The organism is Mucilaginibacter dorajii (assembly GCF_024808255.1).
GTDB lineage: Bacteria > Bacteroidota > Bacteroidia > Sphingobacteriales > Sphingobacteriaceae > Mucilaginibacter > Mucilaginibacter dorajii.
Map to the genome: position 1 here is coordinate 1 of NZ_JANTYS010000016.1, position 25,682 is coordinate 25,682.

17 protein-coding genes are annotated in these 25,682 nt (G+C 42.3%); 7 read left to right on the forward strand and 10 right to left on the reverse strand.

The window, feature by feature from the left end; all coding sequences use genetic code 11:
• The first annotated feature begins 296 nt into the window (after positions 1–296).
• The 6 genes from FHS10_RS20040 to FHS10_RS20065 all read left to right on the forward strand — a co-directional run bounded on the left by FHS10_RS20040 (position 297) and on the right by FHS10_RS20065 (position 4,469).
• Positions 297–1,271: an ABC transporter substrate-binding protein gene (locus tag FHS10_RS20040; protein WP_259093936.1), complete on the forward strand. Its 975-nt coding sequence runs from the start codon at positions 297–299 to the stop codon at positions 1,269–1,271.
• The gene (locus FHS10_RS20045) at positions 1,272–2,141 is read left to right on the forward strand and encodes an ABC transporter permease (protein WP_259093939.1); all 870 of its coding nucleotides are present in this window, start codon (positions 1,272–1,274) and stop codon (positions 2,139–2,141) included. It abuts the gene before it with no gap.
• Complete coding sequence (locus FHS10_RS20050; protein WP_259093941.1) at positions 2,138–2,887, forward strand: ABC transporter ATP-binding protein; 750 nt, start codon at positions 2,138–2,140, stop codon at positions 2,885–2,887. The genes FHS10_RS20045 and FHS10_RS20050 overlap by 4 nt, the downstream gene beginning before the upstream one ends.
• A 34-nt stretch (positions 2,888–2,921) precedes the next feature.
• On the forward strand, positions 2,922–3,170 hold the full coding sequence (locus FHS10_RS20055) for a hypothetical protein (RefSeq protein WP_259093943.1): 249 nt from the start codon (positions 2,922–2,924) through the stop codon (positions 3,168–3,170).
• Between the two features lie 312 nt (positions 3,171–3,482).
• A complete protein-coding gene (locus FHS10_RS20060) occupies positions 3,483–3,746 on the forward strand; it encodes a hypothetical protein (RefSeq protein WP_259093945.1) in 264 nt (87 codons plus the stop codon).
• A 201-nt stretch (positions 3,747–3,947) separates the two neighbouring features.
• Positions 3,948–4,469 (forward strand): tetratricopeptide repeat protein, encoded by a 522-nt coding sequence (locus tag FHS10_RS20065; RefSeq protein WP_259093947.1) that lies wholly within the window; start codon positions 3,948–3,950, stop codon positions 4,467–4,469.
• 207 nt (positions 4,470–4,676) lie between these two features.
• Here the strand turns inward: FHS10_RS20065 and FHS10_RS20070 are convergent, their stop codons facing one another.
• Together FHS10_RS20070 and FHS10_RS20075 are read right to left on the reverse strand one after the other, a co-directional pair.
• Positions 4,677–5,126, reverse strand: coding sequence for a c-type cytochrome (locus FHS10_RS20070; RefSeq protein WP_259093949.1), 450 nt, complete (start codon positions 5,124–5,126; stop codon positions 4,677–4,679).
• A gap of 2 nt (positions 5,127–5,128) precedes the next feature.
• Positions 5,129–6,439: a PQQ-dependent sugar dehydrogenase gene (locus FHS10_RS20075; protein ID WP_259093952.1), complete on the reverse strand. Its 1,311-nt coding sequence runs from the start codon at positions 6,437–6,439 to the stop codon at positions 5,129–5,131.
• 435 nt (positions 6,440–6,874) lie between these two features.
• On the opposite strand from FHS10_RS20075, the gene FHS10_RS20080 reads away from it, so the two are divergent.
• Positions 6,875–7,693, forward strand: coding sequence for a hypothetical protein (locus FHS10_RS20080; RefSeq protein WP_259093954.1), 819 nt, complete (start codon positions 6,875–6,877; stop codon positions 7,691–7,693).
• A 388-nt stretch (positions 7,694–8,081) separates the two neighbouring features.
• Here FHS10_RS20080 and FHS10_RS20085 read toward each other — a convergent pair whose 3' ends face one another.
• The 8 genes from FHS10_RS20085 to FHS10_RS20120 form a co-directional block, all read right to left on the reverse strand.
• Positions 8,082–10,124 (reverse strand): kojibiose hydrolase, encoded by a 2,043-nt coding sequence (locus FHS10_RS20085; RefSeq protein WP_259093956.1) that lies wholly within the window; start codon positions 10,122–10,124, stop codon positions 8,082–8,084.
• Positions 10,125–10,132: 8 nt separating this feature from the next.
• Positions 10,133–11,455, reverse strand: coding sequence for a vanadium-dependent haloperoxidase (locus FHS10_RS20090; RefSeq protein ID WP_259093958.1), 1,323 nt, complete (start codon positions 11,453–11,455; stop codon positions 10,133–10,135).
• A 45-nt stretch (positions 11,456–11,500) separates the two neighbouring features.
• Entirely contained in the window at positions 11,501–14,788 is a 3,288-nt protein-coding gene (locus tag FHS10_RS20095) for a VCBS repeat-containing protein (protein WP_259093959.1), read from the reverse strand.
• A gap of 13 nt (positions 14,789–14,801) precedes the next feature.
• The gene (locus FHS10_RS20100) at positions 14,802–15,725 is read right to left on the reverse strand and encodes a GyrI-like domain-containing protein (RefSeq protein WP_259093960.1); all 924 of its coding nucleotides are present in this window, start codon (positions 15,723–15,725) and stop codon (positions 14,802–14,804) included.
• Positions 15,726–15,819: 94 nt separating this feature from the next.
• Entirely contained in the window at positions 15,820–17,343 is a 1,524-nt protein-coding gene (locus FHS10_RS20105; protein ID WP_259093962.1) for a RagB/SusD family nutrient uptake outer membrane protein, read from the reverse strand.
• 27 nt (positions 17,344–17,370) lie between these two features.
• Positions 17,371–20,340, reverse strand: coding sequence for a SusC/RagA family TonB-linked outer membrane protein (locus FHS10_RS20110; protein ID WP_259093964.1), 2,970 nt, complete (start codon positions 20,338–20,340; stop codon positions 17,371–17,373).
• Positions 20,341–20,892: 552 nt separating this feature from the next.
• Positions 20,893–22,521, reverse strand: a complete 1,629-nt coding sequence (gene susR, locus FHS10_RS20115) for a SusR family glycan utilization regulator (RefSeq protein ID WP_259093967.1) — start codon at positions 22,519–22,521, stop codon at positions 20,893–20,895.
• 800 nt (positions 22,522–23,321) lie between these two features.
• A complete protein-coding gene (locus FHS10_RS20120; protein WP_259093970.1) occupies positions 23,322–25,637 on the reverse strand; it encodes a glycoside hydrolase family 3 N-terminal domain-containing protein in 2,316 nt (771 codons plus the stop codon).
• Between the last annotated feature and the right edge of the window lie 45 nt (positions 25,638–25,682).

Consider the following 25,682-nt stretch of genomic DNA (forward strand, 5'->3'; position numbering starts at 1 on the left):
TGTCATTGCGAGGCACGAAGCAATCGCATGCTATACAGGGCGAATCTGCACAGTTCGCGATTGCTTCGTGCCTCGCAATGACATAGCTTTATATTATCATTCTACCTTCAGAGTTTCGCGAAATTTTATCACTCGCAATGACAAGGGGGCGATGTTGTCATTTCCACCTTCACAGTCCGCGGATTTTACTACTCGCAATGACGGGTGAATAGATATTATCGTTCCCGCCCGTCAAACAATTCTCACCTTTTGCCCTTATCCTTTTAGCTTTCGGCTTAAATATATAATTTAGTACAATGAAGTTTTTTAAATATCTCCCCGCTGCTTTTTTATTGCTCTCGATGGTGGCATGTAAGCCAAAACCCAAGGCTGTTGATGTGCCGGTAGTTGGTTTTGCCGATGCCTTTGAAGATGCTACTATATCACAAGCCCGTACCGGCTTCACCGATGCCTTAAAAAAGAATGGCTTTAGCGAAGAGAAAAAGACTGTTCAAATAGAATACAGCAATGCACAAGGTAATATCCCAACCCTGGGGCTTATTATTAATCACTTCATATCAGAGAAAGTAGACCTTTTGGCCACCTGCACTACATTGGCAACCGTAGCCGCCTTACAAAAAACAAAGGAGATCCCTGTGTTTGCCATGGTATCGCCGGTACCCGAGCGTATGAAGGTGCTTGATGCAAGCGGCAAAGCGCCTGCTAACTTGTTTGGTGCATTAGAGGAGCTTAACTATATCGATACTTCATTTAATATCATCCCTAAACTGTTAAAGCCCAAAGGTGCTAAATTGGTGATCGGGATGATCTACAATCAATCTGAACCACAATCAACAGACGCGCTTGCCCGCATTAAAGGCCTGGCCGATAAGCAGAATATCACCATTGTGGCTTTGCCGGTAAATACCTCTGCCGATGCGCAGCTGGTAACACAGTCGCTGCTAAGCAAAAATATAGACGCGTTTTTTGCAAACCCGGATAATACCGTGTTCGCATCGTTTGAAACCATTTTAAAAAGCTGCAACGAGAAAAACGTACCCATTTTTACCAGCGAAGCGGGTTTGGTTAAACGTGGTGCCGTGGCTGCCTTTGGTGCCGATATTTACCAATGGGGATACCAGGCAGGTGAACAGGCCGCGCAATATTTGAAGACACATAAAACCGAAGGCATAAAATCCGAACTGGTTAAGATCAGGACGAGGGTTTATAATCCCGCAGCGGCTAAAAAATACAATATCACCATTCCACCAAATTTCCAGGCTGTTAAATAAATGGATTTTTACCTAACCGCTTTATTGCAGGGCTTGTGTTATTCGGCTATAGCGCTGGGTATTTATATTTCCATGAAAATTTTTAACATCCCCGATATTACTACCGATGGCAGCTATACGCTGGGTGGTGCTGTAACGGGAATTATGCTTACGCATCATCAATCAACCTGGGTTATTTTGCCCGTGGTTATTGTTGCGGGGGCTTTAGCCGGGGCATTAACCGGGCTGATCCATACCAAATTGAAAATAAACGCCTTGCTGGCCGGCATCCTGGTTATGACGGGGCTTTATTCTGTTAACCTGATTGTTTTAGGCCGATCAAACCTGCCAGTGAGCGATCTGCCATCGCTGTTTAATGGTTTTCATTTGATTGCCGATCCTAATCAAAACACGCTCATTATTATTTCCATATTTGTTATCGTCATCACGTTTTTAATCGGCTACTTGCTAAAAACAGATTTCGGTATTGCCATGCGTGCCACCGGCAACAGCGAATCAATGATCCGTGCGCTGGGTGTAAATACAGATAGAATGAAGATCACCGGATTGGCGCTGGCAAACGCGCTTACTGCCCTAAGTGGTTATCTCATTGTTCAGTTCCAGGGTTTTGCGGACATCAGTATGGGTATCGGTATTGTGATTGTGGGCCTTGGTTCGGTTATCATTGCCGAAACCCTGATCAATTGGTTTAAGATCACCAGCGTATGGATCAGTTTAGTACTTGTTTTGGCCGGGGCTGTTATATTTCAGCTGGTACTTGCGTTTACATTGGCTATCGGTGTTGACCCTAACCTGTTAAAGCTGGGTACCGCCGCCTTTGTATTGCTAATAGTTAGTCTGCCACGTTTATCCTTTAATAGAGCCTCATGATAGCTATAAACGATATTCACAAGGTTTTTAATAAGGGTAAAGCCAACCAGGTGAACGCAGTTAATGGCATCACCCTTAATATCAAAAGCGAGGAGTTCCTGGTGATTGTAGGCTCCAACGGTTCGGGTAAAACAACTTTACTTAACCTGGTGGCCGGCAGCGTGATCCCGGATAAAGGCACTATCATTATTGACGATAACGATGTAACCAAACTGGCCGACCATCACCGCAGCCAATGGATAGCCCGGGTATTCCAAAATCCGATAAGCGGCACGGCATCTGACCTCAGCATTCTGGATAATTTTAGACTGGCCGCCATCCGCACCAAACCCAAAGGTTTAACCATAGGCATCAACGATCAGTTTAAACAACAGGTAAAAGAAAAAATAGCCACCCTGGGCATGGGCCTCGAAAATAAAATAGAGCAATCCATGGGCACCCTTTCCGGCGGGCAGCGGCAGGCGCTTACCCTACTAATGAGCGTAATGGACAGCTGCAAGGTTTTGCTTTTAGACGAGCCAACCGCCGCGCTCGACCCACGATCGGCCGAGGTGGTGATGCGTACCGCCGATAAGTTGATCGCCGATTTTAAACTGACCGCTATACTCATAACCCATAACCTTAAAGATGCCTATAACTACGGCACACGAATAATACAAATGAGCGAAGGCTTGATCATCAATGATTTAGATTCCACCAAAAAGGCTACGCTGAAGCAAAATGATCTTTTCGATTGGTTCGGTTAAAAACTGGCAAAATAATTGTAAAGGTACGTGTACCATGAAAAACAATAATTTTGAAACCATATTTGACGCTTACCAGTTAGTGAGCGGTGCCAAGATAAAAGGAAAACAACAAGACGAGATCTTCGAGCTTGGAACCTATGACGCCCTTAAACGTGGCTATACTCTTTACCCGCTTGAACACGGTGTTAAATACGATAATTTTAGCGTGCTTGTATCTGAAAAGGAGTTGAAAACCAACTTTTTGATAGAATCCGGTAAGGCAAATACGGCTATCGCGGCTTAAGTTTTTCTTAGAAGCTGCTTAAAACCAAAAGAGTCGACATGGAAAGTGTTAAAATGCGGTGGCCTGTGAAGGACGAATTAACTATATAAAGCCATGTCATTGCGAGGCACGAAGCAATCGCGAACTCTGCAAATCCGCCCTGTAAAGCGTGAGATTGCTTCGTGCCTACCCATGACGTTTTGTACTTTACACAAACATTGGCTTTAAACGCTGACTAAGACTCACCCGGCGAGGCTACGCCCGCCATCCTCTCTTCACCTGCGGTGGAAAGAGGGGCTTTAATAGTTAATCAATTGATTACAAGCAATATAAATGAAAAAAAATATTCAAACCCCTCTTTCCGGCGAAGCCGAAGAGAGGGTGCCGCGCGTAGCGTTGGCGGGTGAGTCTTCGCCGCCATGCGATCTGCGTCATTTCCACCTTCACAGTCCGCGGATTTTAAAACTCGCAATGACATGGTGGATTTTCATGCGCAGCGCACAGCAATCTCTAAGTGTCCCGTCGAAATATATCGCCGCAACTTATTTGTTGTTTTTCCTCATTTTGCAAATTGCCACAAAAACTGTAAATTTGTAAAAAAATAAATGATGCTGTTTCAAAATTCATTCTGCAAAAATATAATGTGGCCCTTGGTGCCGCAGCAGAAGGGTTATGCATCGATGATACTCTTCTCCAGTCCGGTTTAGCCGCAACAATTATTTATACGGACAGAATTTATTACAACATTATTTATTGACCAGCACTGCATCACAGCAGCGCAATTACATTTTTTAATTTATGGACACTTATTATACTATCGAAGAAAAGTATTTGCGGGCCGTGGATAAGCTTTCATACGGAAGAACTACTAAAGGATTAAAACTACTGAACGAGATCATCAGCAATGATCCTTTATATGCCCGCGCGCATTACCAGTTGGGTATCATATATTATTACGAGATGAAAGACTATCAAACAGCTGGTTATCATTTTAAAACCTGTATGGAGCTTGAGCCCTCGTTTCCGGATAATTATACAGATTATCTTGACCTGCTGGTTTTTCTGAACATGGAAAAACTGGTAAACAGCGTATCTATCAAAGCCCTGAACACGCCGGGTATTGATACCACAGAAATTTATAATCTGTTGGGTTTGTTTTACGAAAAAAACAAAAACTGGACAAAAGCCCTGCTCAACTATCAAAAAGCCTTTATGGAAGTAACCATCAACGGCGATAAAATTGATATCGAGCAAAGCCTGAAAAGGGTACGTTCAAAAATGAAACACACCCTGGCTTATACTTACCAGGTAACAGAGTAAGAGCCTCACCTAAATCCTCTCCAAAGGAGAGGACTTTAAGAAGCATGGGTGATTATTTCATTTGATAGATTTAAACAGAAAAACCGGCTTTGGCCGGTTTTTCTGTTTAAATACTGTCGAACTACTTCTCGATCCACTTCATTAAAGTCCCCCCACTTAATCAATACTTTAGAACCCTCTCCTTTGGAGAGGGCAGGGTGAGGCTTCCTATTTCCCCGCCCTTACCGCTTTCACCTGCGCCATGGTTATGGCCGATGCTTTGTTGCCAAAGCTGTTGCGCACGTAGGTAAGCAAATCGGCAATTTGCTGGTCGCTTAAAAAATCGTGCGATGCCATGGTGTTGGAGTAGCGCTCGCCATTGATCTCTACATCGTCATTAAAACCATTTAATATAATTTTAATGAGCCTGGTTTTATCACCCAAAACAAAAGGTGTTTTGATGAGCGGTGGATTCATATGCGCGATGCCGGTACCATCGGCCTGGTGACATGCCACACAGTTTTCGGTAAATATGGGCAAGCCGGCGGCAATAGATGCTTTTAATGCTGCCGATGGAGCATGCGTTGCAGTTGTTTTTTTATGTTTGGTTTGCGCCTGCAACGTGGCGGTAAATAGTCCAAAAGTTAATATCAGTAAAAGGGCTTTTTTGAAGTCCATTATTATTTTTTATAAGTGATTTTGTAAATGGTTCCCTGGTTATCGTCGGTTACGTATAAAGCACCATCAGGGCCTTGCGCCAGTCCGCATGGGCGGTGTTCTGCCCTACCGGTTGCCGCTTTATCTGCCGAACCTGCAAAGTTGTCCGCAAATATCTCGTAATCGCCACTTGCCTTGCCATCTTTAAATGGCTGAAATACCACAAAGTAGCCTGCCTGTGGCTCGGGCGCACGGTTCCATGAACCATGGAAGGCGATGAAAGCGCCGTTTTTATATTTCTCCGGAAATTGGCTGCCTGTGTAAAACAACAGACCGTTAGGTGCAAGGTGACCAGGAAAGGCTGCCGCAGGATCAATAGCTGTTTGGCCGCCTTCTTTTTTACCATCACCGCCATACTCTGGCATCAGTATCTTTTTATGTTGCTGCCAATCGTAATACATATAGGGCCAGCCGGCGTTATCGCCCTTTTTAATGGCGTACATACATTCGGCAGGTAAATCGGCCGATTGTTTGGTGGTAAAATATTGAGGGAATAGGTCATGCAATTGATCTCTGCCGTGCTGCATCACAAAAAGCTGGTTGTTTTGCTGATTCCAATCCATACCAACCACATTGCGCAGGCCGGTTGCATACCTGATGCCATCGCCATAATGCTGGTTAAGCTTGTCGGCTTTAAACTGCCATATGCCACCTGCCGAATCAAGAATAGGACAGCCTTTTTGGCCCGGCGAATCTTTTTTACGGTCGGCAACCTGGCAGGCGTTTGAATAAGCACCTATGTTTACATATAGGTTACCATCGTTATCAAGCGTAATAGCTTTAGCCTCGTGCTCACCACGACTTAGCAAACCGGTAACTATTTTTTCAGGCTGATCGGGATTGATCACCTCATTTTTGTCGTTCAATTTGTACCTGAAAACTTCCTCATCCGATGAAGTATACAGGTATCCTTTTTTTACATACACTCCCGTGCCTTTATAATCGCCAAAGCTTTTTGTTAAAGTGGCTTTGGTGCTATCCTGGGTTAGGTACAAAATACCCTTGCCATCTTTAAAGTTGTTAAGCTTTACGTAGATGTTGTTTTGCGGAGTAACAGCTATTTCCCGGGTACCGCCCAGCTTTTCGGCAATTACAGCGGCGCTAAAGCCCGATTGCAATTTAAGGCCGGCATTAGGTGAACTGGTTGTGGTAGAAGTTGTATCTGCCCCGGTTTTATGATCGGTACTGCCGCTTTTACAGGCATTAAGCAGCAACACAAGGCCGGCTATTGCTGTTACAGGCAACATAGCCGAAATTAAATTTCTTTTTTTCATGGTATCTGATTGTTGGTTATCAAATTAAACAAATATACAGGTAAACCCAAAATCTGTTTTGTAGTAATTGTATGACATTGAGGTTTTACAAAGGATATCGTTTTGAACGCGGGTTACAACTCACCCCGGCTACGCTATGCTGGCCGACCCTCTCTCCGGCAAGCCGCAAAGAGGGTTGAGAAGTTTTTTAGGCTATTTTTTCCAGCCCTCTTTGCACGAAGTGGAGAGAGGGCGGTCCAGCGAAGCGTAGACCGGGTGAGTCGTCTGTGAGCGGCTTTTTTCCCCTGCCTTAAAAACACCATTTCAAATTTAAATTTTGCTAAATCGAATTACAATGCAATTAAATACCATTATATAACCGTTTAAACATATATAGTAACAATGGATTAAACCATTGCAGTTCTCCATCGTCATAGCTATATAAAAATTAACAAAATGAAAAAGTTAGTCATATTATCAGCAATAGCAATGAGTGGTTTATTTGCAAATAAGGCAAACGCTCAACTCTCTATACATTTAGGATTTCACATCCCCGGTCCGCGTGTTTACGTGCCTGCCCCGCCACCTGTTGTGGTTCAGGATCAACCGGTTTACGATGATGATAATGCACAGGTAAACTACAACGACAATAGCGATGATTATTACTATCTACCTGAGGTAGAGGCTTATTATAGCGTTCCAAATCATTGCTATTACTATAATAATGGCAATAACTGGGTAACCTGCGCTTACCTGCCGGGTGCATACCGTAACTACGATTGGCGTACTGCCGTAAGGTACGAAGTACGTGGCAGGCAGCCGTACCTGCACCACGATATTTACAGGGAAAGGTGGGGTGGCTACCAGGGCGACCGCGGTAACTGGGGCCGCAGGTTTGACAGAAGGTATGATGGAGGATATGCTTATCAAAACCATGATAATCGTGGATGGAACAGAGGCGGATGGGGAAATGATCATAACCGCGGAAATTGGGGCGGAAGGCCGGGTGATGGACGAAACGGTGGAAACTGGGGCGGCCAACCAAACCAAGGCGGTAATTATAACCGGGGTAACTGGGGTGGACAGGATCATGGCAACCAAAACAATGGAGGTAACCACAACCAGGGCGGCTGGGGTGGCCAAAACCAGGGCGGACAAGATCACAGCGACCGCAATAATGGTGGTGGCCAGCCAAGCAGAAACCAGGATCACGGTAACAGAGGAGGAGGCCAAAGTTTTGCCGGCAACCGTGGCGGCTTTGGCGTACGTCAATAAGGCTTACAATTTAAATCCTATATATAACAGTGAAAAGATCGCCTTTTGTGGGCGATCTTTTTTGTTGTTGTCGTGGTTCTAAAGTAGACTTTTATTCTTCCCCTTCCCGGGCTACCGTGTACCCGCATCTTGTTAAACCTACTCTCTCAATAAAAACGTTGTCATTTCGACGAACAAGGGGTGGGATTGCGCGCCGGAGGTGAGGAGAAACTATCTCTTGAGCGCAGCGAAAAATCCTGTAACAGCGGACATTCGGCCATGTAAGGCGTACAAGATTTCTCTTTCGCACCCCGCTCATTCCCCTCCTTCGCTCTATCGAAATGACATTTTCCTTAACAAAAAAGATGTGGGTGCACGGTAGCTTCCCGGGAGATTTAGAGGGGGTTTATCAATTCGACAATTTGAATTGCATCTTATTAACCCCTACTCCTTTAATTGTAAGCGATTTCCAATTAGATGGTAGCTTACTTTTAACTTGCACTATCCCTGCCGGGGTGATATCCAACCCACCAAAACCCATTAACAGGCTTTGAATAATACCGCCGGCACCAGTGGCGAAGTATGGGTTTGTCCCCCCCTTTGTTTCGGCAATTACCCGGAACGGAGGGTTCAAATTGGGTTCGTAGGCGTCTTTAAAGAAATGATAAGCTTTATCGCCATTGCCTAAACGTGCGTACAACAATGCAAAAACAGCCTGTGTCATGGCTGGGGTGCCTTCATTGGGTACACGGGTTTCGTAATATTCCAGGTCTTTTTTAATCTGCCCGGCATCTGTTATGGTTTTTAAAGGGTAAGCTAAAAGGTTTACATCGGCTTGTTTAATACCTTCGCCGTTGTAAGTGGCAAACTCACGCGTAACGCCGTTATCCATTTTCAGGATGGGGATATTTTGCGCCACCAGCTGCCAATCGGCATCAGCCTTAAATCCTAATATTTTGGCAGCGGCTGTTGCGTTCAACAGGTTAGCCTGTGCAGCGGCGTTGGTAAAAGCATTGTTATCAATATTTTCGGCCCATTCATCGGCAGCAACCACGTTTTTGATATCATAATGCCCGGGACCGTTCCGTTCAACGCGGCTTGCCCAAAAATCGGCAGTGGCAGATAGTAATGGCCAGCCTTTTTCACGCAGCCAGTCTTTATCCTGTGTAACACAGTAATAATTCCATGCTGCAAGTGCAACGTCGGCTGTAATATGATGTTCAAACGGACCGCTCAATGCCCAAACCGGCGTTTCCTCTACCCCGCTGTCGGCACTTTCCCAAGGGAACATGGCTCCTTTATAACCATGCGAAAACGCGTTTTTACGGGCGGCATCTAATCGCTCAAAACGATATTCAACCATCGATTTTGCAATTTCGGGGTGAAGCACCAGCATAGCCGGGTATATCCATATATCACAATCCCAAAAAACGTGACCGTTGTAACCTAAGCCAGACAACCCCATTGGCGATGGCGAATAAGCGGTTCCCGCACGAGAAAACGAGTATAAATGATATAACATACTATGAATATCCTGCTGAGCCTGCGCATCGCCTTCTACCTGGATATCGCTGGCCCAAAGATCATCCCAGGCTTTGTTATGGAATTTGATCAGCCTGTCCCTACCTTCCAATTTGGCAAAAATGGTTAAACGTTCGGCCTCATTCAACGGATCGGCATGATGCGCCGAAGTGATAGACGAACCGGTAACCGCGTACTTATAAGTTTCGCCGGCGGCTACGGTTTTGCTAAACTTCATGAGGTGCATGTTATTATCCCACATTTCGTGAATAATGCGTGGCTCCTGTCCATGAGGCTCGGTAAATAAGAATGATGTTGAAGCGCATAGCTGCATTTTTCCGGTAGGGCTTTTAGCTGTTGAGGTTAAAAGACTGATAGTTACGTGCGGCCGGTCTATCTCATTATAATAATTCTGCACTTCTTTTAACGCGTCCGGCGCTTCCATTACACTGGCCGATGTAATACTGATGGCTTTCTTTGCCATAACGGATACATCCATCAATACGGTAAATGGCAACTGGCGAAGGGAATAGTAGGTATATTTTATAGTGGCCTTATCGGCATAATCAAACGTGGTGGTGAAAGCGGCGTGCTGCATATCCAATTCCTGCTTAAAATTGCTGATATTTTTGGCATCAATACGCCTGCCATCAATCTCCAGGTACATGTTAAGCAGGTTAAAACTATTTAAAAAATTGCTCACCCTACCCCTGCCGTACAGATCATAAGCGCCGGCCAGCACCACATTTTTTACTTTAAAAGGTTCTGGTGCCGATACTATCCCTATCATACCATTGGCTACAGTGATACCGTAATAATTTGCGGGGTCTATCTTATCCGCTTTAACCACCCAGGGGTTTATATCCTGGGCCTTCACTGTCATTGAAATTGATAGCGTTAGCAGGCTACACCATGTATATATTTTTCTCATTATCAATATTATTTTTTCATAACCAGTTTTACTGCAACCGAGTCACCAACAATTTTTCCATACTGATTGGATACCACGCACGAATTATGGAAATGTATCCCACCGTAAAAACGCGCCCAAACATTTTCGTTTGCCGCATCCCTGAATGATTTATACGATCTGCTTTTAATGCCAAATTCCAATTCAGAAGTGTCAGTATAAGCTACATTATCACCCAACGCGCTGGTTAAAGCTTCGGCAGCAGCAGCAGATATGGTGCAATGCCCACAGGTATATTCGGGGAATGGCGGCGTTTGCAAATGTGGCCGCCAGCCGGCATCAAAATAGCCGTTAATAATTGTTTCGGGCCGCGCGGTGTTGTAGGTGTATTTGGCCGTCCACGATTCAATAAACGCGTCAAATAGCGCTATGGCCGTTTTAGCGTAAGCATAAACGGTTTTATTAAAATCAGCATTTACTTTTTTGGCACCAATGCCGGTAATACTTAACCAATGGCCAGGGGGAGAAAACTTTTTGGTAATGAAAGTTAAATGCCCTTTAACATTTAGCTTGCCCGGATTATCGTCCCAAAAATCGGCCATATGCGCCTGATCTTTAGTGAGGCTATCAACAGCGTTTTTGATATATATTACTTCCTGGTAATACTTGCTGCTTTTATCTTTTACATTAAATACAGGTGGCATAGGCACGCTATATTCTTTGGCACTATGCATTACCATAGTTCTGATCTCGCTCCAGTGCGGTTCAACGGCTTCGCCATAAAGCGGGGGCGTGGGTACCCATCGCCCTGGTTGGTCATTAATGGCAAACTTGGTGGTACTGCGCGTTTTAAGGTAGTTGTCTTTTTTACTCCACGCCATTATTGACATCGCGACAGCTTTTGCATAAGTTTCAGAACTACTAATCATTTCAGTGGGCATTCCATGTAAAACAGCGGCCTCATGTAACTTGTCGGTATAGTATTTAAGGCTTCCTTCGGGGAAGGTAACAGCCTCGCCTACTTTGCAAAAAGCTAATAAAGCGGCATACTCAAAATTTATGGTTTCATTTGCTGCAGGTTTAGCAACATTTTGCAAACCATTTAATTGCCCAACAAGTGATTGATATTGTTTTGGATAACCGGCTGCTATTACCTCATACCCGGCAACAGTAGCATAGGCATAATTACGGGAAGCCACTACCGGCGTAAAATTATTACCCATAACTACCCCGTTTAATTCATGTACCGTATTGCTATACAAAGCCGGGTTGCTGAAATAAACCTTGTAATCGGGCTTTTTACACGATGTAAAAATTAAAGTAACTACTATAGTTAAAAGCAATGATCTCATATTTACAGAAGGGAATAATTACTTTACAATATGTATATGTTTTTATTACTTATTTAATTTAAAAAATCTGATGGGTTTATTATTGAAAGCTACTGCGTATATAAAGCCGGCGTTAGTTTTGATGGCTTTAATATCCCGCACCTCTCCGCGCAGCAAAAAGCCAGATGATTCCGGCGATGTTTCTGTAAATCCATCTCTCCCATTTACCCAAAGTACATCACCATAGTCGGCATCATACCGGCCTTCGTAAGGTAACACACCACTAAAGTTGCCCCCGGCAATGATTCCTTTTTGATTGCCGGCCGTGAATACACTTAACCCAAAAAGTGGGGAAACCTGTGCCGATGATGGAAACGCCTTAAATTGAAATTGACCATTGCCCTGGTTATAAAAAACACCCGATTGAAACGAAGTAGCTTGTAAAGGTTTTGTATCACTTAACGAATCGCCAAATAACTGTTCTACAGTTTTGCCGGCAAAATCATGAAAATATAAAAACTTCTTTTTAATAAGCGGTACCTGTCGCTCTATGTCGCTCTTGCCTAAAAATGTGTAGTATTTTTGGTCGATGCCATAGCTTATTATCGGGTCAATCGTCCCGTTTTTATCCAGATCTGAAAGATATAGTTTGATGGGCGCCGCCGGTGTTGGTTTAAGCTTTGAGTTACAGCCGTAATTACCCGCCAGTATATCTATTTTGCCATCGCCATCTACATCGGCAAGCACAATCTTTTGCCACCAGCCCGATAGCTGATCCATCTCCGGTTCATTTTGCGGCACTAAGCTTCCCTTCTTATTTAAAAAGATTTTCACCGGCATCCATTCGCCCGCTACAACTAAATCGGGCCAGCCATCGTTATCAATATCGGCAAAGGCAGCAGAACGCAACATGCCGGCATGTTTTATCTCTTCGGGAATCTCAACCTGGTGGTATCCGCCATGCCCATCATTCATCAACAGGTACGACTCCACTATTTTACCAAACCCTAAGGCATCCGGCGCGCCGCCGATAAAAATATCGGGATACCCATCATAATTAATATCGGCTACTGCCACTGCCGATTTATTTGTTTTGATTGACGGGATATTAGCCGAGCGTGTAAAATTACCCTTGCCATCATTTATATATAAACGATCTGCCAATTCAGCCGAACCATTAACCAATTGATTGCCGCCGCTCGCTACAAACAAATCGGGAAAGCCATCCCGGTTTGCATCAAGAAACACCGCATCCACATCTTCACTTGCCGAATCGGCTTCAAATGCCTTTTGCACAGATGCTTTAAAGTCGCCGCCGGGCGTTTGCAAAAACAACGCGCCAGGCTGATTTTGGGCACCACATACGTAAAAGTCATCTAAACCATCATGATTTACATCGGCAACCGCCATCCGCGGCCCCTCTGCCGATAACATATGCGGGATGAGCGGCTGCTGGTTAAAATCAACAAAATCATTTTCCTTATGCTTCCAATTAATGTGTATGGTGTTAGTTATCTCTTTAAAAATCGGTTTTTTAGATGGGAAAAAAAGCTCATATTTAAATTTGCCATTTGCGTTCCGTTCGTCGACAGTTAACTGCTGGTTAGCCTTCACATTTTTCAAAACCTGGTATGATGCATTTGGCCAAACAATTAAAACGCTATCTATAATTTGCTGCTTACCTAAGCCAAAATGCAGCTTAGGCTCAACCGATGATTGAAACCCCCGCGTGAGCATCAATTGCTCGTACTGCATTTGCCCTTTGCAAAACACGTATACCTTTGTGCCCAAACCAAAAATGTTATCCTGCCTGCCGGTAAATTTGAGACTTAAGTAGGCTATTTTTGCAAGCGTATTTTTATAGATCCCTGCTTCGTGGTTTACATTATTAGTAACCAAATCAAGCCTGCCATCATTATTCAAATCGGCATATGCGGCGCCGTTAGCTAAGCCGGGATTATGCATACCCCAATCCCAGCTTTTATCGGTAAATTTTTCGTTTTTGTTGCCTTTAAACAGGTAACTATGTACATCGCCCAAAGGCATTTGAGCTAACGCGACACTATCGTACCGGCCGGAATTATTGAGCAGCCCCTGCACCTGATCGTTGGAGATATAGCTTACATAATCCATATCCAACGCCCGGCGTTTTATTCCATTGGCTATAAAAAGGTCTTTAATGCCATCGTTATCAAAATCGGCAAGCAACGGGCTCCAGCTCCAATCCGTCGCGGCAACGCCATCCATTAAAGCAACATCGCTAAAAGCTTCGCCGTTACCCATGTTTTTTTGGAGCGAATTGCGTGAATATTGATTTTGGAACCCGTTGCGGGTAATTTTTAGTTTGTATTGATCATATGATTCATCGCCGCCATAACTTTTGAGCACAGTTTCCTCGCCGGGCAACATATCGGCAGTTACCACATCCAGCTGACCATCATTATTAAAATCGGCCATATCATTCCCCATACTAAAGCGGCTGTAATGATTAAAATGTTTAGCTCCCGATTCGGTAAACGTTCCATCGTGATTATTGATGTAGTAATAATCATTTTCATGAAAATCATTACCAACATAAATATCTTCCCAGCCATCGTTGTTTAAATCGCCTACGGCAACGCCCAAACCGTAGCCCAGGGCACTACTGTAAATACCCGCTTTTTTAGTAACATCGGCGAAGTGATTTTTTGTGTTGATGTAAAATTTGCTACCTGCCAGTTTGTTATCAATTCGCCGGGCCGATGTATCGCCATAAACAGCAACCGAATGATCCGACTGGTTTAGCAAAAAGCAATCAAGCAAGCCGTCATGATTGGCATCAAAAAAGACTGCTTGTGTACTATAGCCCGAAAAATCAAGCCCGTATTGCTCAGATTGCTCTGTAAACGTGCCATTATGATTATTGATATACAACATATTATGCCCTTTAAGGCCTAATTTGCCCGCTACCGCGCAAACATAAATATCAAGGTAGCCGTCATTGTTAACATCGGCCATGGTGACACCAGTGCTCCAATCGGCACTGCCGGCTACACCTGCCTTTTGGGTAATATCTTCAAACTTGTAATTCCCTTTATTGATGTAAAGCTTGTTTCCCCCTTTTTGGTTTGATGTAAAAAAGATGTCGGGCAACCCATCGTTGTTAATATCTCCAACAGCTACGCCGCCACCATTGTAATAATACAAATAGTCTAAAATACCGGGTTTATCATTATCGCTGATGTGGTTTACAAAGTGGATGTTGGTTTGCGAGGATGGCAATAGCTGAAATAGCGCGGGTATTTCCTGCTTTTTTTTGCAGGATAGTATTAACAAAGGCAACAAGCAAAAGCACAAAATATTTTTATACCTCATTGGCAACATAATTTTAAATTACGGGATAGCTAAGCTGCATATTTACCATATCGCTATCGCCAGTTGGTATCTTGTTGTTTAAATAGGTTTCAAAAGGCGCTATTTGTTTTAATAGTCCATGATCATCCATATACCTTTCCATAGCCGCGTAAATTTTATGCCTGTCTGCGTACCTTCCTTTAAAATTGCCTACAAGCATTTTACCCGCGTGAAACTGCATAAAGGTAATTCCGCCCGTTGAAGTTAAAGCTTTATTTACAGGCAGCCCAACTAATATTTGTAAAGAATCTGTTTTATAAGGATAATAGGAAGCAGACAAAGGCGCGATGGCCTTAAGTTTATTTTGATTAATAAAATTGTTAACAATTTGGGCGGCTTCCGCAGTTTGGTGGTATTTATTTTGGGCTATTATAGTGGCCTTTTTAACGGCCATATAACGGGCGGTAATAGTTGTTTCTTTAATGGCAAACCCATAATATAATTTTGAGTTTTCCATAAACCCTTTAAGACATAAAATCAGATAAGATGGTGACACCGATGACGAAAACTGCGAAATAAGCCACTTTAAACCGTTTGTATTGTGGTTGATAATGACTGTCGAGGTGTTGGCATTGGTAACACCAGGGATTACTGTGTATAAATAACGATAGCTAATGTGATGTTGGTTATTGATGACCTCAAAGGCGTTGGCTGTTATCGCTCTAACCTTAATATCCTGTTTGGTATTGTGAACGGAGAAGCCCAAACTGGTATTGTTTATTTGCCACTGCTCTTCCGGGAGCCCTAATATTTCTTTCCAACGACTGCTTCCGACACTGGGTGCAAATTGCTGACAAACATCAAAATATTTGGCCTTTATGTTTATACTGCTTTGTAAGCTAAACGGGATAAGGCCGGCAGTCACTAATATCACCGACACAATTATCGCTTTTTTCATTTATCAGAACTATTATATGAAACTTTCCTTAAACACAACGGAACAGCATTGTTGCTGTTCCGTTGTGTTTAAGGAATATGATTCAGCTTTAATATTAATAACCAGGATTTTGTGTTAACAATGGATTGGTATTAATTTGTGGCTGAGGTATTGGAAATACAAATGTATGATTATCTGCCGCATCCTGAACCTTACCCGGAGTACGTGGACCGGTATAATATTTAGTTCCTGTTGCCACTTCAAAGCGGATAAGATCATTCCTTCTCCAACCCTCCCATGCAAATTCACGACCACGCTCGGCAAGTAAATTATCCATAGTTAAAGTTGCAAACGGCGCAACGCCGGCTCTTGCTCTTATTAAATTTACGTTAACAAGTGCACCGGCTACATTACCAAGATGCAATTGTGCTTCCGCTGCCATCATATATGCATCGGCAAGGCGAAACCTAACGCCATCATTGCTGGTACCGTCACTGCCAGTACCAGGTTGTGGTTGATATTTTACGCTACGTGCACCTGCGTATTTAAAGCTATCGGCAGGGTTACTCAATTCGTTTACATAAGTACTTAGCACAGTTCCTGATATAGGGGCTCCCGATGCGGTATATTGCTGACCAACCAGCCACATTTTTTTGCGCGCATCATCATCAGTAAATGATTTGTAAAATGCTCTTGGAGCACAAAAACCGTTATAAGGTTGATTGGTTAAGTTAAACGTTAAGTTGTTATTGTAGTTAAGGGTATACATTTGTATTACGTTACCTTTTATCAACGGATAATTAAACGGAATGGTAAAAATGTTTTCTACCGAACCCCTGTTGGTATAAGTAAAGTTATCTAAAAAATTAGGCTGTAAGCTGTATTTCTTTGAATCGATAACCATTTGCGCATACTTTAACGCGTTTGCCCATTGCGCGGTGCCTGTGTAAACCTGCGCATTTAGATACAGTTTAGCTAAAAGCATATAGCCGCCCCATTGATTAAAATGACCATAATTGGCAGGGTTGGCTGTAGCATTATCCGCAGATAATAAAGGAACATTTTCTACAAGGTCTTTTTCAAGATAAGCATAAACATCGGCCCTTTTTACGGGTGCTACGCTGGCGCTGGCGCTGTAGGTAGTTACCAGGGGAATGTTACCATAAAGGTCTGTCATTAAAAACAAATAATAATCTCTCAAAACGCTGATCTCTGCTATCAAAGCAGGAGCATTTGAGGGTTTGCTTGCCAGGCCATTTATAATGCTTATTACGAAATTACATTTGGTAATACCATTACTTAAATCCTGCCAGCCACCATTGTCATTTGAGTTGTTGGCGTCAACAGTGTGCTGCCAAAGCTGAACGTGTGAGCCGCCATCATACCAGTCGTTACCACGTGTCGGAATGATCATTTCATCGGTAGAGGCTTCGTTAAGCTGGAAAACGTTTTCGGTTTGCAATGGCGTTAATGCAGAATATGCAGGTGCCAAACCAGCCGCTATCTCGGCAGGCGTTTTATAGAAATTTTCGATTGGCACAACGCTGTACGCGTTCTGATCAAGCTTTTTACACGATTGAGTTAGCATACCCGACATCATTACAACCGGAAGCAGGTATAATATTTTTTTATTTTTCATGTCTTTTTTATTTGATTATAACAGCTTCTATTTAAATGAAACACTGGCCCCAAAAGTGAATGTTCTTGTTTTTGGGTAATAAGCGTAACCACCGTAATCTGCATCAACATAATTTTGATTAGGGTTGTTGTTAGGTGCTGTGTCTACCTCAGGATCTAACCCCCTGTACTTGGTAATTATGAAAAGATTATTAGCTGCAACATAAACCTTTAAAGAATTAAGACCCTTAACGTTTTTAAAGGTATAACCGATAGAAGCATTATCTAACCTGAGATAAGATGCTCCTTCAAGCCACCTGTCTGAAGCTGTTGGCGCGCTGGTTACACCGTTGGTCAAAGCAGCACGGGTAGTGTTTGTTTGCGGCAAGCGGGTAACTGTTTCATAATCTAACAAGGTGTTATTAAATATTTTGGTACCATAAACACCACGGAAGAAGAAACCCAAACTCCACTGCTTATAACCAAAGTTACTACTAAAGCCATAGTTAAATTTAGGGCTTGGATCAATGTAATGATAAGGCGCGATATTGCCGGTATATTCGGCAAGGGTTTTACCATCAAACTGCTCAACTCCTTTAGAATCGACCCCTGTGTAGTGATAAAGTCTGAATACATAAGGCGCATATCCGGGTACGAAACGGGTGATAGCGGTAGAACTTAAGCCCTGGCCTTGCGCATACCCAACTTCTAAGAAACTGGTATTAACTTTTTGCCCATCTGCAAGTGTGCCAGATAAATTGGCAATGCGGGTTTTTACAAAGTTGATGTTTCCAGATGCGGTCCAGGTTAGTCCGCTGCCGGTTAATATATTACCGGTAAGCGCGATTTCAAGGCCCTTATTGGTCATTGCTCCTACGTTGGCAAATGTTTGACCAACCAGGTTTGGAGGGGTTGCTACAGTACTGTAAAATAGTAGGTTTTTGGTTTTATCATTATAATAATTAATATCGCCTGTTAAACGATCATTAAATAATGAGAAGTCTACACCAACGTTTCTGCCAACCCTTGTTTCCCATTTTAGGTACGGGTTAGCATTTTGATTTGGGGCATAGCTTGATGGATAGTTACCAGTCGCTCCGTCATAATACCTATTGCCCGGTGCAACAAGGGCCAGACTGCTGTAATCACCAATTGGCGATTGGTTACCTGTTTCGCCAAAGCCCGCACGCAATTTAAAATCATCTACCCATTCTACATTTTTAAGCAAATCGCGTTTAAGCCTGTACGACAACGCTACCGCCGGAAAATAAGCTGATTGGAAATTAGCACCAAATTTGCTTGATCTGTCATTACGTACAGAAACTGTAGCGTAAAAGCGACTGTCGTAATTGTAATTAACACGACCAAGTAATGAACTAAGCTGATATTCTTCTTTGTATGAACCAATTGGAACTGATACGGGAGAAATACCGGTGCCTAAGTTATTATCCAGGCCCTCTGGCACTAAAAGATTTTGAGCCGCGGCGAAAAAGTAGTCATAATAAAACACGTCTTTTTCTGCAACAGCTACAACTGAAATACTGTGCTTACCAAATTTCTTATCGTAGCTTGCATGGATATCGCCACTATAAGAGTTGGTATTATAATTATAATCATTTGCCTGGCTTACACTATTTTGAGCGGTAAACGATGGCTGAAAGTAGTGTGTTTGCACATTATTGCGAACTGTTGAGCCGGTAACACCTATCTTAAGTTCGGGCAAAATGTTATAGTTCGCAGTGGCATTTATGTTAGTGAGGTATTCATTATGCTTGTTATATGTTTCTGCCAGGTATTCAACCGGGTTGTAAGCATTATAGCCTGCACCAAAATCGTTGTAAGCGCCATTAGCCAATCTAACAGGGATAGTAGGCAACGCGTTAAATACGTATCCTATACTTGATTGATTAGTTAAGCTCCTGTTGGTATTTACATTAGATAAACCAAACTGAATATCCAACTTATCGTTCAATGCCTTTTGCTGGGCATTAAACCTAAGTCCCAATTGCTGTTTACCACTATTGATGATGATACCCTCCTGGTTTTGGTAGTTTAATGATGCCCGGTAATTGAAAGACCCTGTCCCCCCCGATATAGCGAGGTTATGACTTTGAACAGTCGCTGTACGACTAATAGCCTTTTGCCAATCTGTATTAACATCATTTGACTCTCCTTGTAAAGTTTGAGGATTTGCCTTAGCCTGCGGGGTAGCTAAATACTCGGCAGTGTTTAACAGATCAAAATAGTTTGCTTGCTTAGCCATACTTATATAACCGTTATAAGTCACCTCGGCTCTGCCTGCTTTTCCCTTTTTTGTTGTTACTATAATAACACCATTAGCACCGCGTGAACCGTAAATTGCCGTAGCAGACGCATCTTTCAATACATCATATGCCTCAATATCGCTTGGAGCGATATTTTGAAACTGGCTTGGATCATTCAGCTGCACGCCATCTACCACAAATAATGGAGACTGATCACCAGATATAGATGTTTGACCACGCAGACGGATGCTTACGTTCTGATTGGGGTCGCCGCTACCTTCAATGATAACTACACCTGCTACCTTGCCCTGTATTTGTTGAAGCGGGTTGATGATTGCACCTTGGTTAAAGTCTTTAGCGCCAATATTTGATACCGCACCCGTCAAATCTTTTTTACGTGTTGATCCGTAACCCACGCTTACAACCTGTACTTCACTTAAAGCTGTAGCGCTACCTACCAATTTAATATCAACCGAAGTTTTTCCGGTAATGTCAATCTGCTGAGAAACGTAGCCAATAAATGATACTACAATCGTGTTTGAACCCGCTAGAACCGATATTTTAAATTCGCCTGTACCGCTGGTATTGGTTCCAAAATTTGTTCCTTTTACTAAAATGGATACACCGGGTAGTGCAGAGCCATCTTGTGAGTCTGTAACTTTACCAGTTATAACCTTGTTTTGTGCCTGGGCAGACAAAGCAAAGAAATAAAAAATGGCAAAACAGCTTACTTTGAGTAAGTTTTTTAGCTGCATAAATTTAGTTTTAGTTGTTTAATTGGTTGTTTAATAGTAGTTGTAAGTTTATAATAGCGAAAAATCAATGCATGTTTTTAAGAATTAGTTAATACCTCAGGAATAATTTATCTATACAGCAACAAACAGGATTTTTAATTGCAAAAACTGATCATTACCTATTAATTTAATTTGTTTATTATAACCCAAATTGAGAAATCAGCAACTAATTAGCCTTCTTCAGAAAGCCTGAAAACAGTTTCACACAGCAAGCCATGCAATAGCGCTTATGAAAATTTTAATTACAATAGTTTAATTGGCGAAAAAATTGGTAGTCATTATGATGCCGGCGGCTTATTTAATCGGCAACAAATAATGATTAATACAAAGTAATGGGTACAATCTTGGATTAGCTATACGTTTTTATAAATTTAAAAAAAATATAACAATTATTATTTATAAAACACTGTAAAAAAGGAAGTTAACAATTATGTATATCAAAAAAATATAACTTAAATTAACCATTATACTTATTCTGAATGAGGTAAAACAGCAATTATTTCTACGGTGAGACTATCCCAGCCCTAAACCGGTCGATGGATCAATTGTCCGTATATCCATAATTCGTTTTTCAAACTGTTCGGGGTGTAGCGATTTGGCCTTTATCCTCATTTTGTAAACGTAGATTGTATTAACAGAATACTCCAGTATTTTAGCAATAGTGTCGTTATCTGAAATCCCCATCCTGATAAGGGCAAAAATGCGCAGATCGGTATTGAGCACTTCATCACTATCGGGCCAGATCTTATCTTTTTCGTCAAACAGCTCATTAAACACATTGATAAAGTTGGGGAATATTTTTATGAAGATGTGATCAAAGCTATAGTAAAGATTTTTTCGCTCTTTTTTAATGTCAATATGGTCAACCAGCGTATGTATAGCCTCATATTTTTTCATAGAAAGTTTGGCATTAACAGAAATCTTTAAATTTTCGAGTTTTAGTATATACCCGGAGATCTCCTTAAAAAACTGCCCTATATACTCCTCTTTAATTTTGGAATCTTCCCAAAGCTTTTCATTAATGCTATTCAATTCCAAATTTTTCCCTTCAATTATAGCTTCCTTGATCTTTAGCTTTTTTAATTGCTTACCAATCATCACCAGGAAGAACACTACCAGTAAAGCCAATGTAGTAATGGTTAACAGCAGTATCAGAAATTGATTTTTTTGATGTTCGGAATTATTGAGTTCGGCAGTGGCAATTAAAGGTAAAATGGCACCTATCTGTATTTTTCGTTGCCTTGCTCCATAAAAATCAGCATCATCTTGTGCTATTTGTATAAATTTATAGGCATCCTTAATATTACCGTTTTTATACAGCAGGTTGGCCAGAGTATAGAGCGCGACTGTTTCGCGGGTTGACGATTTGACATCAGCTATGGCCGAATGGATCATCAGGTTAATACCTTCTGATTTTTGGTTGGTTTCTAAATAAATTAACCCTAATGAGCATGAAACCATTGCCCTCAGGTGCATCGTTATTACCTCATCTTTTTCAAGCAGCTTACTAAACCACAGCTTTCCTTCCTCGTATTTTTTTTCCTGCAGTTTTTGAAGGCCGAGCAGGTAATTGCGACTTATAAAATCGGTGCCGCAATGGGCTATTGCCGAATCAATGGCTTTATTACCTTCATCGATATAGCGCGGGGTGAAATACTTATCATTACTATAATTGGCTAAATCGTAATTACACCTACCTAAGAAAAAATAGTAGTCTATTTTAGCGCGATTGTCCAGTGCTTTTACATCTACCTTGTTCAAAAAGTCAAATGCTTCATGAAACATGCCCGATGAAAGCAAAATAAAGGCCATTTTAACATAGCTGTAGTACTCTTTGGGCTTATCTCCCTTGAGTTTACTCAAAGAAATCATCTTATCAACGTATACGTAGGCCGAATCAAACTGGTAAGCCTTATACTCGTTGTACAAACCATCCAGATAGTAAAATTGTCCCTCAAAATCATTTGCCGGCAATCTGGAACGATACAGTTTTAATTTATTGATCCGCGATTCTTTGATACTTTCATAGGCACTTTTTTTAGAGATCTCCACCTTCAATTCGTCAATTAAATCGTCGGTTGTATTTAACGCGAAAACGGAAAAATTTGAAAATAGAAAAAGCAAGCAGAAAAAATATTTCATGTTTTAGGTATGTTCTACAAGGTTTACACAGATAGCAGCAATCAGGTTTCTCAAAAGCTTCGCTTGAAATTAATTATAATAAATCAATTTCAATCAATCCATCAAGTTTAAATCATCATTTGCCCGTTCAGCCCTTTTATCTGCAAACAGGCTGCAGATTATTAAGCAAATAGCTATAAGATCAATTTTGTTAAAATTGATCTTTAAAATATTGCGGCAAAAGCAAACACCCGTAAATCGTTTCGATTTGCGGCAGTTTTTGTTTGTCTCATAAAATTTAATTGTTGGTTTATACTTTCAAATATATACAATAGTGTAAATGTTGCGGAGCATCTACACTATTTATGTTTGAAATTTATAGCGTCGCGGGTTTTAGGAAGACTGTGAAGGTGGGAATGACGTGGATCGCATGGCGGCGAAGACTCACCCGCGTTCAAAGCCAATGTTTGTGTAAAGTACAAAACTTCATAGGTAGGAACGAAGCAATCGCACACTATACAGGGCAGATCTGTACAGTTCGCGATTGCCTTATAATGACGCCCATGTAAGTTATTGATTTTCAGCATTGTTTTTTTTTGTAGAGACGCAATATTTTGCGTCTCCCGCTATACAGAGCGGATTTGTGAGATTTTAAAATTGCGTGGTGCATTTGCATGAGGGAGACGCAAAATATTGCGTCTCTACACAAGCGGGTTGGCGACGTCATAACTCTTTCTTTCAAGGATTGATAGATACTCGCAATGACATAGCTTTATATTGTCATTTCACCTTCAAAAGTTATACACCTATCGTATAAACCTCTACCTGTACTCCAGCTGTTTTTTTAATACCACATTGTCTGCGGCTTTAGCAATCATTACATCAAATGTACCAGGTTCGGTAACCTGTTTCATTTGCCTGTTCCATATTGCCAGGTCTTTGCTGTTGATGGTAAAATTTACGGTTTTAACCTCTCCGGGTTCAAGGGCTATCTTGCTAAAGCGGCGCAGTGCCATTTCCGGGGTACTAACAGAATTAATCTTGTTACCCAGGTACAGCTGCACAACTTCCTTGCCAGCTACGCTGCCCGTGTTTTTAATATCTACCGAAACTATTACCTGCTCATTTTTGCTAAACACCGTTTTTGAAACCTTCAAGTTATCGTACTTAAAAGAAGTGTAACTTAAACCATACCCAAAAGCAAATAAAGGATCGGTTGACGAATACACATAGTCCTGCCCCGGCTTTTCGATACTGCCGTGCTGGCGGTTAATGCCTTTAGCCGAATTTACATAATTGTAAAATACCGGGATATGGCCGGTTGATTGTGGTACACTCATATTTAACCTGCCCGATGGGTTTACCTTGCCAAAAAGGATGTTGGCTATAGCCGCACCGCCCTTTTCGCCGGGGTACCAGGCTTCTAATATAGCCGGGATATTTTCCTTTTCCCAACTAATGCTCCATGGACGGCCATGTACTAATACCAATATTACGGGTTTACCGGTTTTATAAATTTCCTGCAACAACTCGCGCTGTACGCCTTGTGGGTTAATATCGGTAACATCGTATCCTTCGCCACAAGTAAACGGGTCTTTAGGCTCATTGCCGGGCGCATGTCCATTCCAGCCAATGCCCGAAAATACTACGCTTGTGGTACCTAAAACCACCACTACGGCGTCGCTTTCGTTGGCTGTTTTTACAGCTTCGGCAAAACCACTTTTGTCGGTGCCGCTTAATTCACAACCCTGGGCATAATTAACCTTAACGCTATTGCCAACATATTGCTTAATACCGGCTAAAGTTGTAACGCCCGAAAGGTTATCACGGGTAAAGCTATAATCGCCATATTGTACCTTATTGGCGTTGGGGCCAATAACAGCTAACGATTTAAGCTTGCTGATATTTAAAGGCAATAAGTTTTTATCATTTTTTAACAGGATGATAGACTCCTCGGCTATTTGCTGGGATAGCTGAATATGTTCCGGGGTATGCAAACGGCCTTTCAATCGCGCCGTATCGGCTAATGGTTTTTCAAATAATCCTGCTTTAAATTTGGCTGTAAGGATACGCGCCACAGCAGTATCAATTTGGGATTCTTTAATTTTACCTGTTTTTACCAATTCAACCAGGTGGGCATATATATCTGGCCGGGCGGCTTCCAGGTCAACACCTGCGGTTATTCCCAATATCGCGGCATCTGCCGGCGTTTTGGCAACTTTGTGAAAGTTATATAATTGGCTTAAACCTCCATAATCAGAAAAAACGTAGCCTTTAAACCCCCACTCCTTTCTTAACACCTGTTTCAGCAAAAACTCATTGCTATGGGCCGGGATGCCGTCAATTTCGTTATACGATGGCATAATAGCGGCGATATTGGCACTTTGTACAGCATCTTTAAACGGCGCCAGGAACATTGATCGTAATTCCCTTTCACCAATCTCGGCCGGGGCAAGGTTTATACCGGCTATGGGTTTACTGTAAGCCGCAAAATGTTTACCTGTACACATCACGTTATCAAAGGCAAAACTACTACCTGTTTTTGCCGGATCGCCTTGCATACCTATCACAAAAGCCGAACCTAATTGCCCCACCAGGTACGGATCTTCGGCAAAACACTCCTCCACCCTGCCATAGCGCGCATCCCTGATCAGATCAAACAAGGGCGAAAGCGCTTCATCAACACCCGATGTAGAAGCCTCATAAGCAATGGCCGAGCCCATTTGCCTGATTAAAGCGGGGTTCCAGGTACTGCCCTGTGCTATAGCTTGCGGGAAAGTTGTTGCACCAGCGGCTAATTGCCCATGCAGGCACTCACCAATTTGAATAGGCGGAATACCCAACCGGGTTTGTTCGCGGGCGTATTTTTTGGCAGCAATCGATTGTAGCGCAATATCCTTAACATTGCTAAACGGACTTTCTAAAACGCCATAGGCTATTTTACTGTTTTTTGATTCGCTTAATGACGACATGCTCATCTGCCCTACTTTTTCTTCGAGCGTCATTCGCTTTAAAAGGTCGGCTACCCGTTGCTGAACAGGTACGTGTGGGTTTTTATAAAGTTGAGCATTAGCAGCTGTGCCTAAAAGCAAAGCAGCGCCTAATAAAACCGCAGTTTTGCCGGCAGGTATTAACATGGATAGGTAGTTTAAATATTAAATTTCAACACCGGTTTAAACCAA

Excerpts from the sequence above, each read along its gene's own strand:
- FHS10_RS20040 (WP_259093936.1), top strand. The coding sequence starts at position 297 with ATGAAGTTTTTTAAATATCTCCCCGCTGCTTTTTTATTGCTCTCGATG.
- FHS10_RS20045 (WP_259093939.1), top strand. The coding sequence starts at position 1,272 with ATGGATTTTTACCTAACCGCTTTATTGCAGGGCTTGTGTTATTCGGCT.
- FHS10_RS20050 (WP_259093941.1), top strand. The coding sequence starts at position 2,138 with ATGATAGCTATAAACGATATTCACAAGGTTTTTAATAAGGGTAAAGCC.
- FHS10_RS20055 (WP_259093943.1), top strand. The coding sequence starts at position 2,922 with ATGAAAAACAATAATTTTGAAACCATATTTGACGCTTACCAGTTAGTG.
- FHS10_RS20060 (WP_259093945.1), top strand. The coding sequence starts at position 3,483 with ATGAAAAAAAATATTCAAACCCCTCTTTCCGGCGAAGCCGAAGAGAGG.
- FHS10_RS20065 (WP_259093947.1), top strand. The coding sequence starts at position 3,948 with ATGGACACTTATTATACTATCGAAGAAAAGTATTTGCGGGCCGTGGAT.
- FHS10_RS20070 (WP_259093949.1), bottom strand. The coding sequence starts at position 5,126 with ATGGACTTCAAAAAAGCCCTTTTACTGATATTAACTTTTGGACTATTT.
- FHS10_RS20075 (WP_259093952.1), bottom strand. The coding sequence starts at position 6,439 with ATGAAAAAAAGAAATTTAATTTCGGCTATGTTGCCTGTAACAGCAATA.
- FHS10_RS20080 (WP_259093954.1), top strand. The coding sequence starts at position 6,875 with ATGAAAAAGTTAGTCATATTATCAGCAATAGCAATGAGTGGTTTATTT.
- FHS10_RS20085 (WP_259093956.1), bottom strand. The coding sequence starts at position 10,124 with ATGAGAAAAATATATACATGGTGTAGCCTGCTAACGCTATCAATTTCA.
- FHS10_RS20090 (WP_259093958.1), bottom strand. The coding sequence starts at position 11,455 with ATGAGATCATTGCTTTTAACTATAGTAGTTACTTTAATTTTTACATCG.
- FHS10_RS20095 (WP_259093959.1), bottom strand. The coding sequence starts at position 14,788 with ATGAGGTATAAAAATATTTTGTGCTTTTGCTTGTTGCCTTTGTTAATA.
- FHS10_RS20100 (WP_259093960.1), bottom strand. The coding sequence starts at position 15,725 with ATGAAAAAAGCGATAATTGTGTCGGTGATATTAGTGACTGCCGGCCTT.
- FHS10_RS20105 (WP_259093962.1), bottom strand. The coding sequence starts at position 17,343 with ATGAAAAATAAAAAAATATTATACCTGCTTCCGGTTGTAATGATGTCG.
- FHS10_RS20110 (WP_259093964.1), bottom strand. The coding sequence starts at position 20,340 with ATGCAGCTAAAAAACTTACTCAAAGTAAGCTGTTTTGCCATTTTTTAT.
- susR (WP_259093967.1), bottom strand. The coding sequence starts at position 22,521 with ATGAAATATTTTTTCTGCTTGCTTTTTCTATTTTCAAATTTTTCCGTT.
- FHS10_RS20120 (WP_259093970.1), bottom strand. The coding sequence starts at position 25,637 with ATGTTAATACCTGCCGGCAAAACTGCGGTTTTATTAGGCGCTGCTTTG.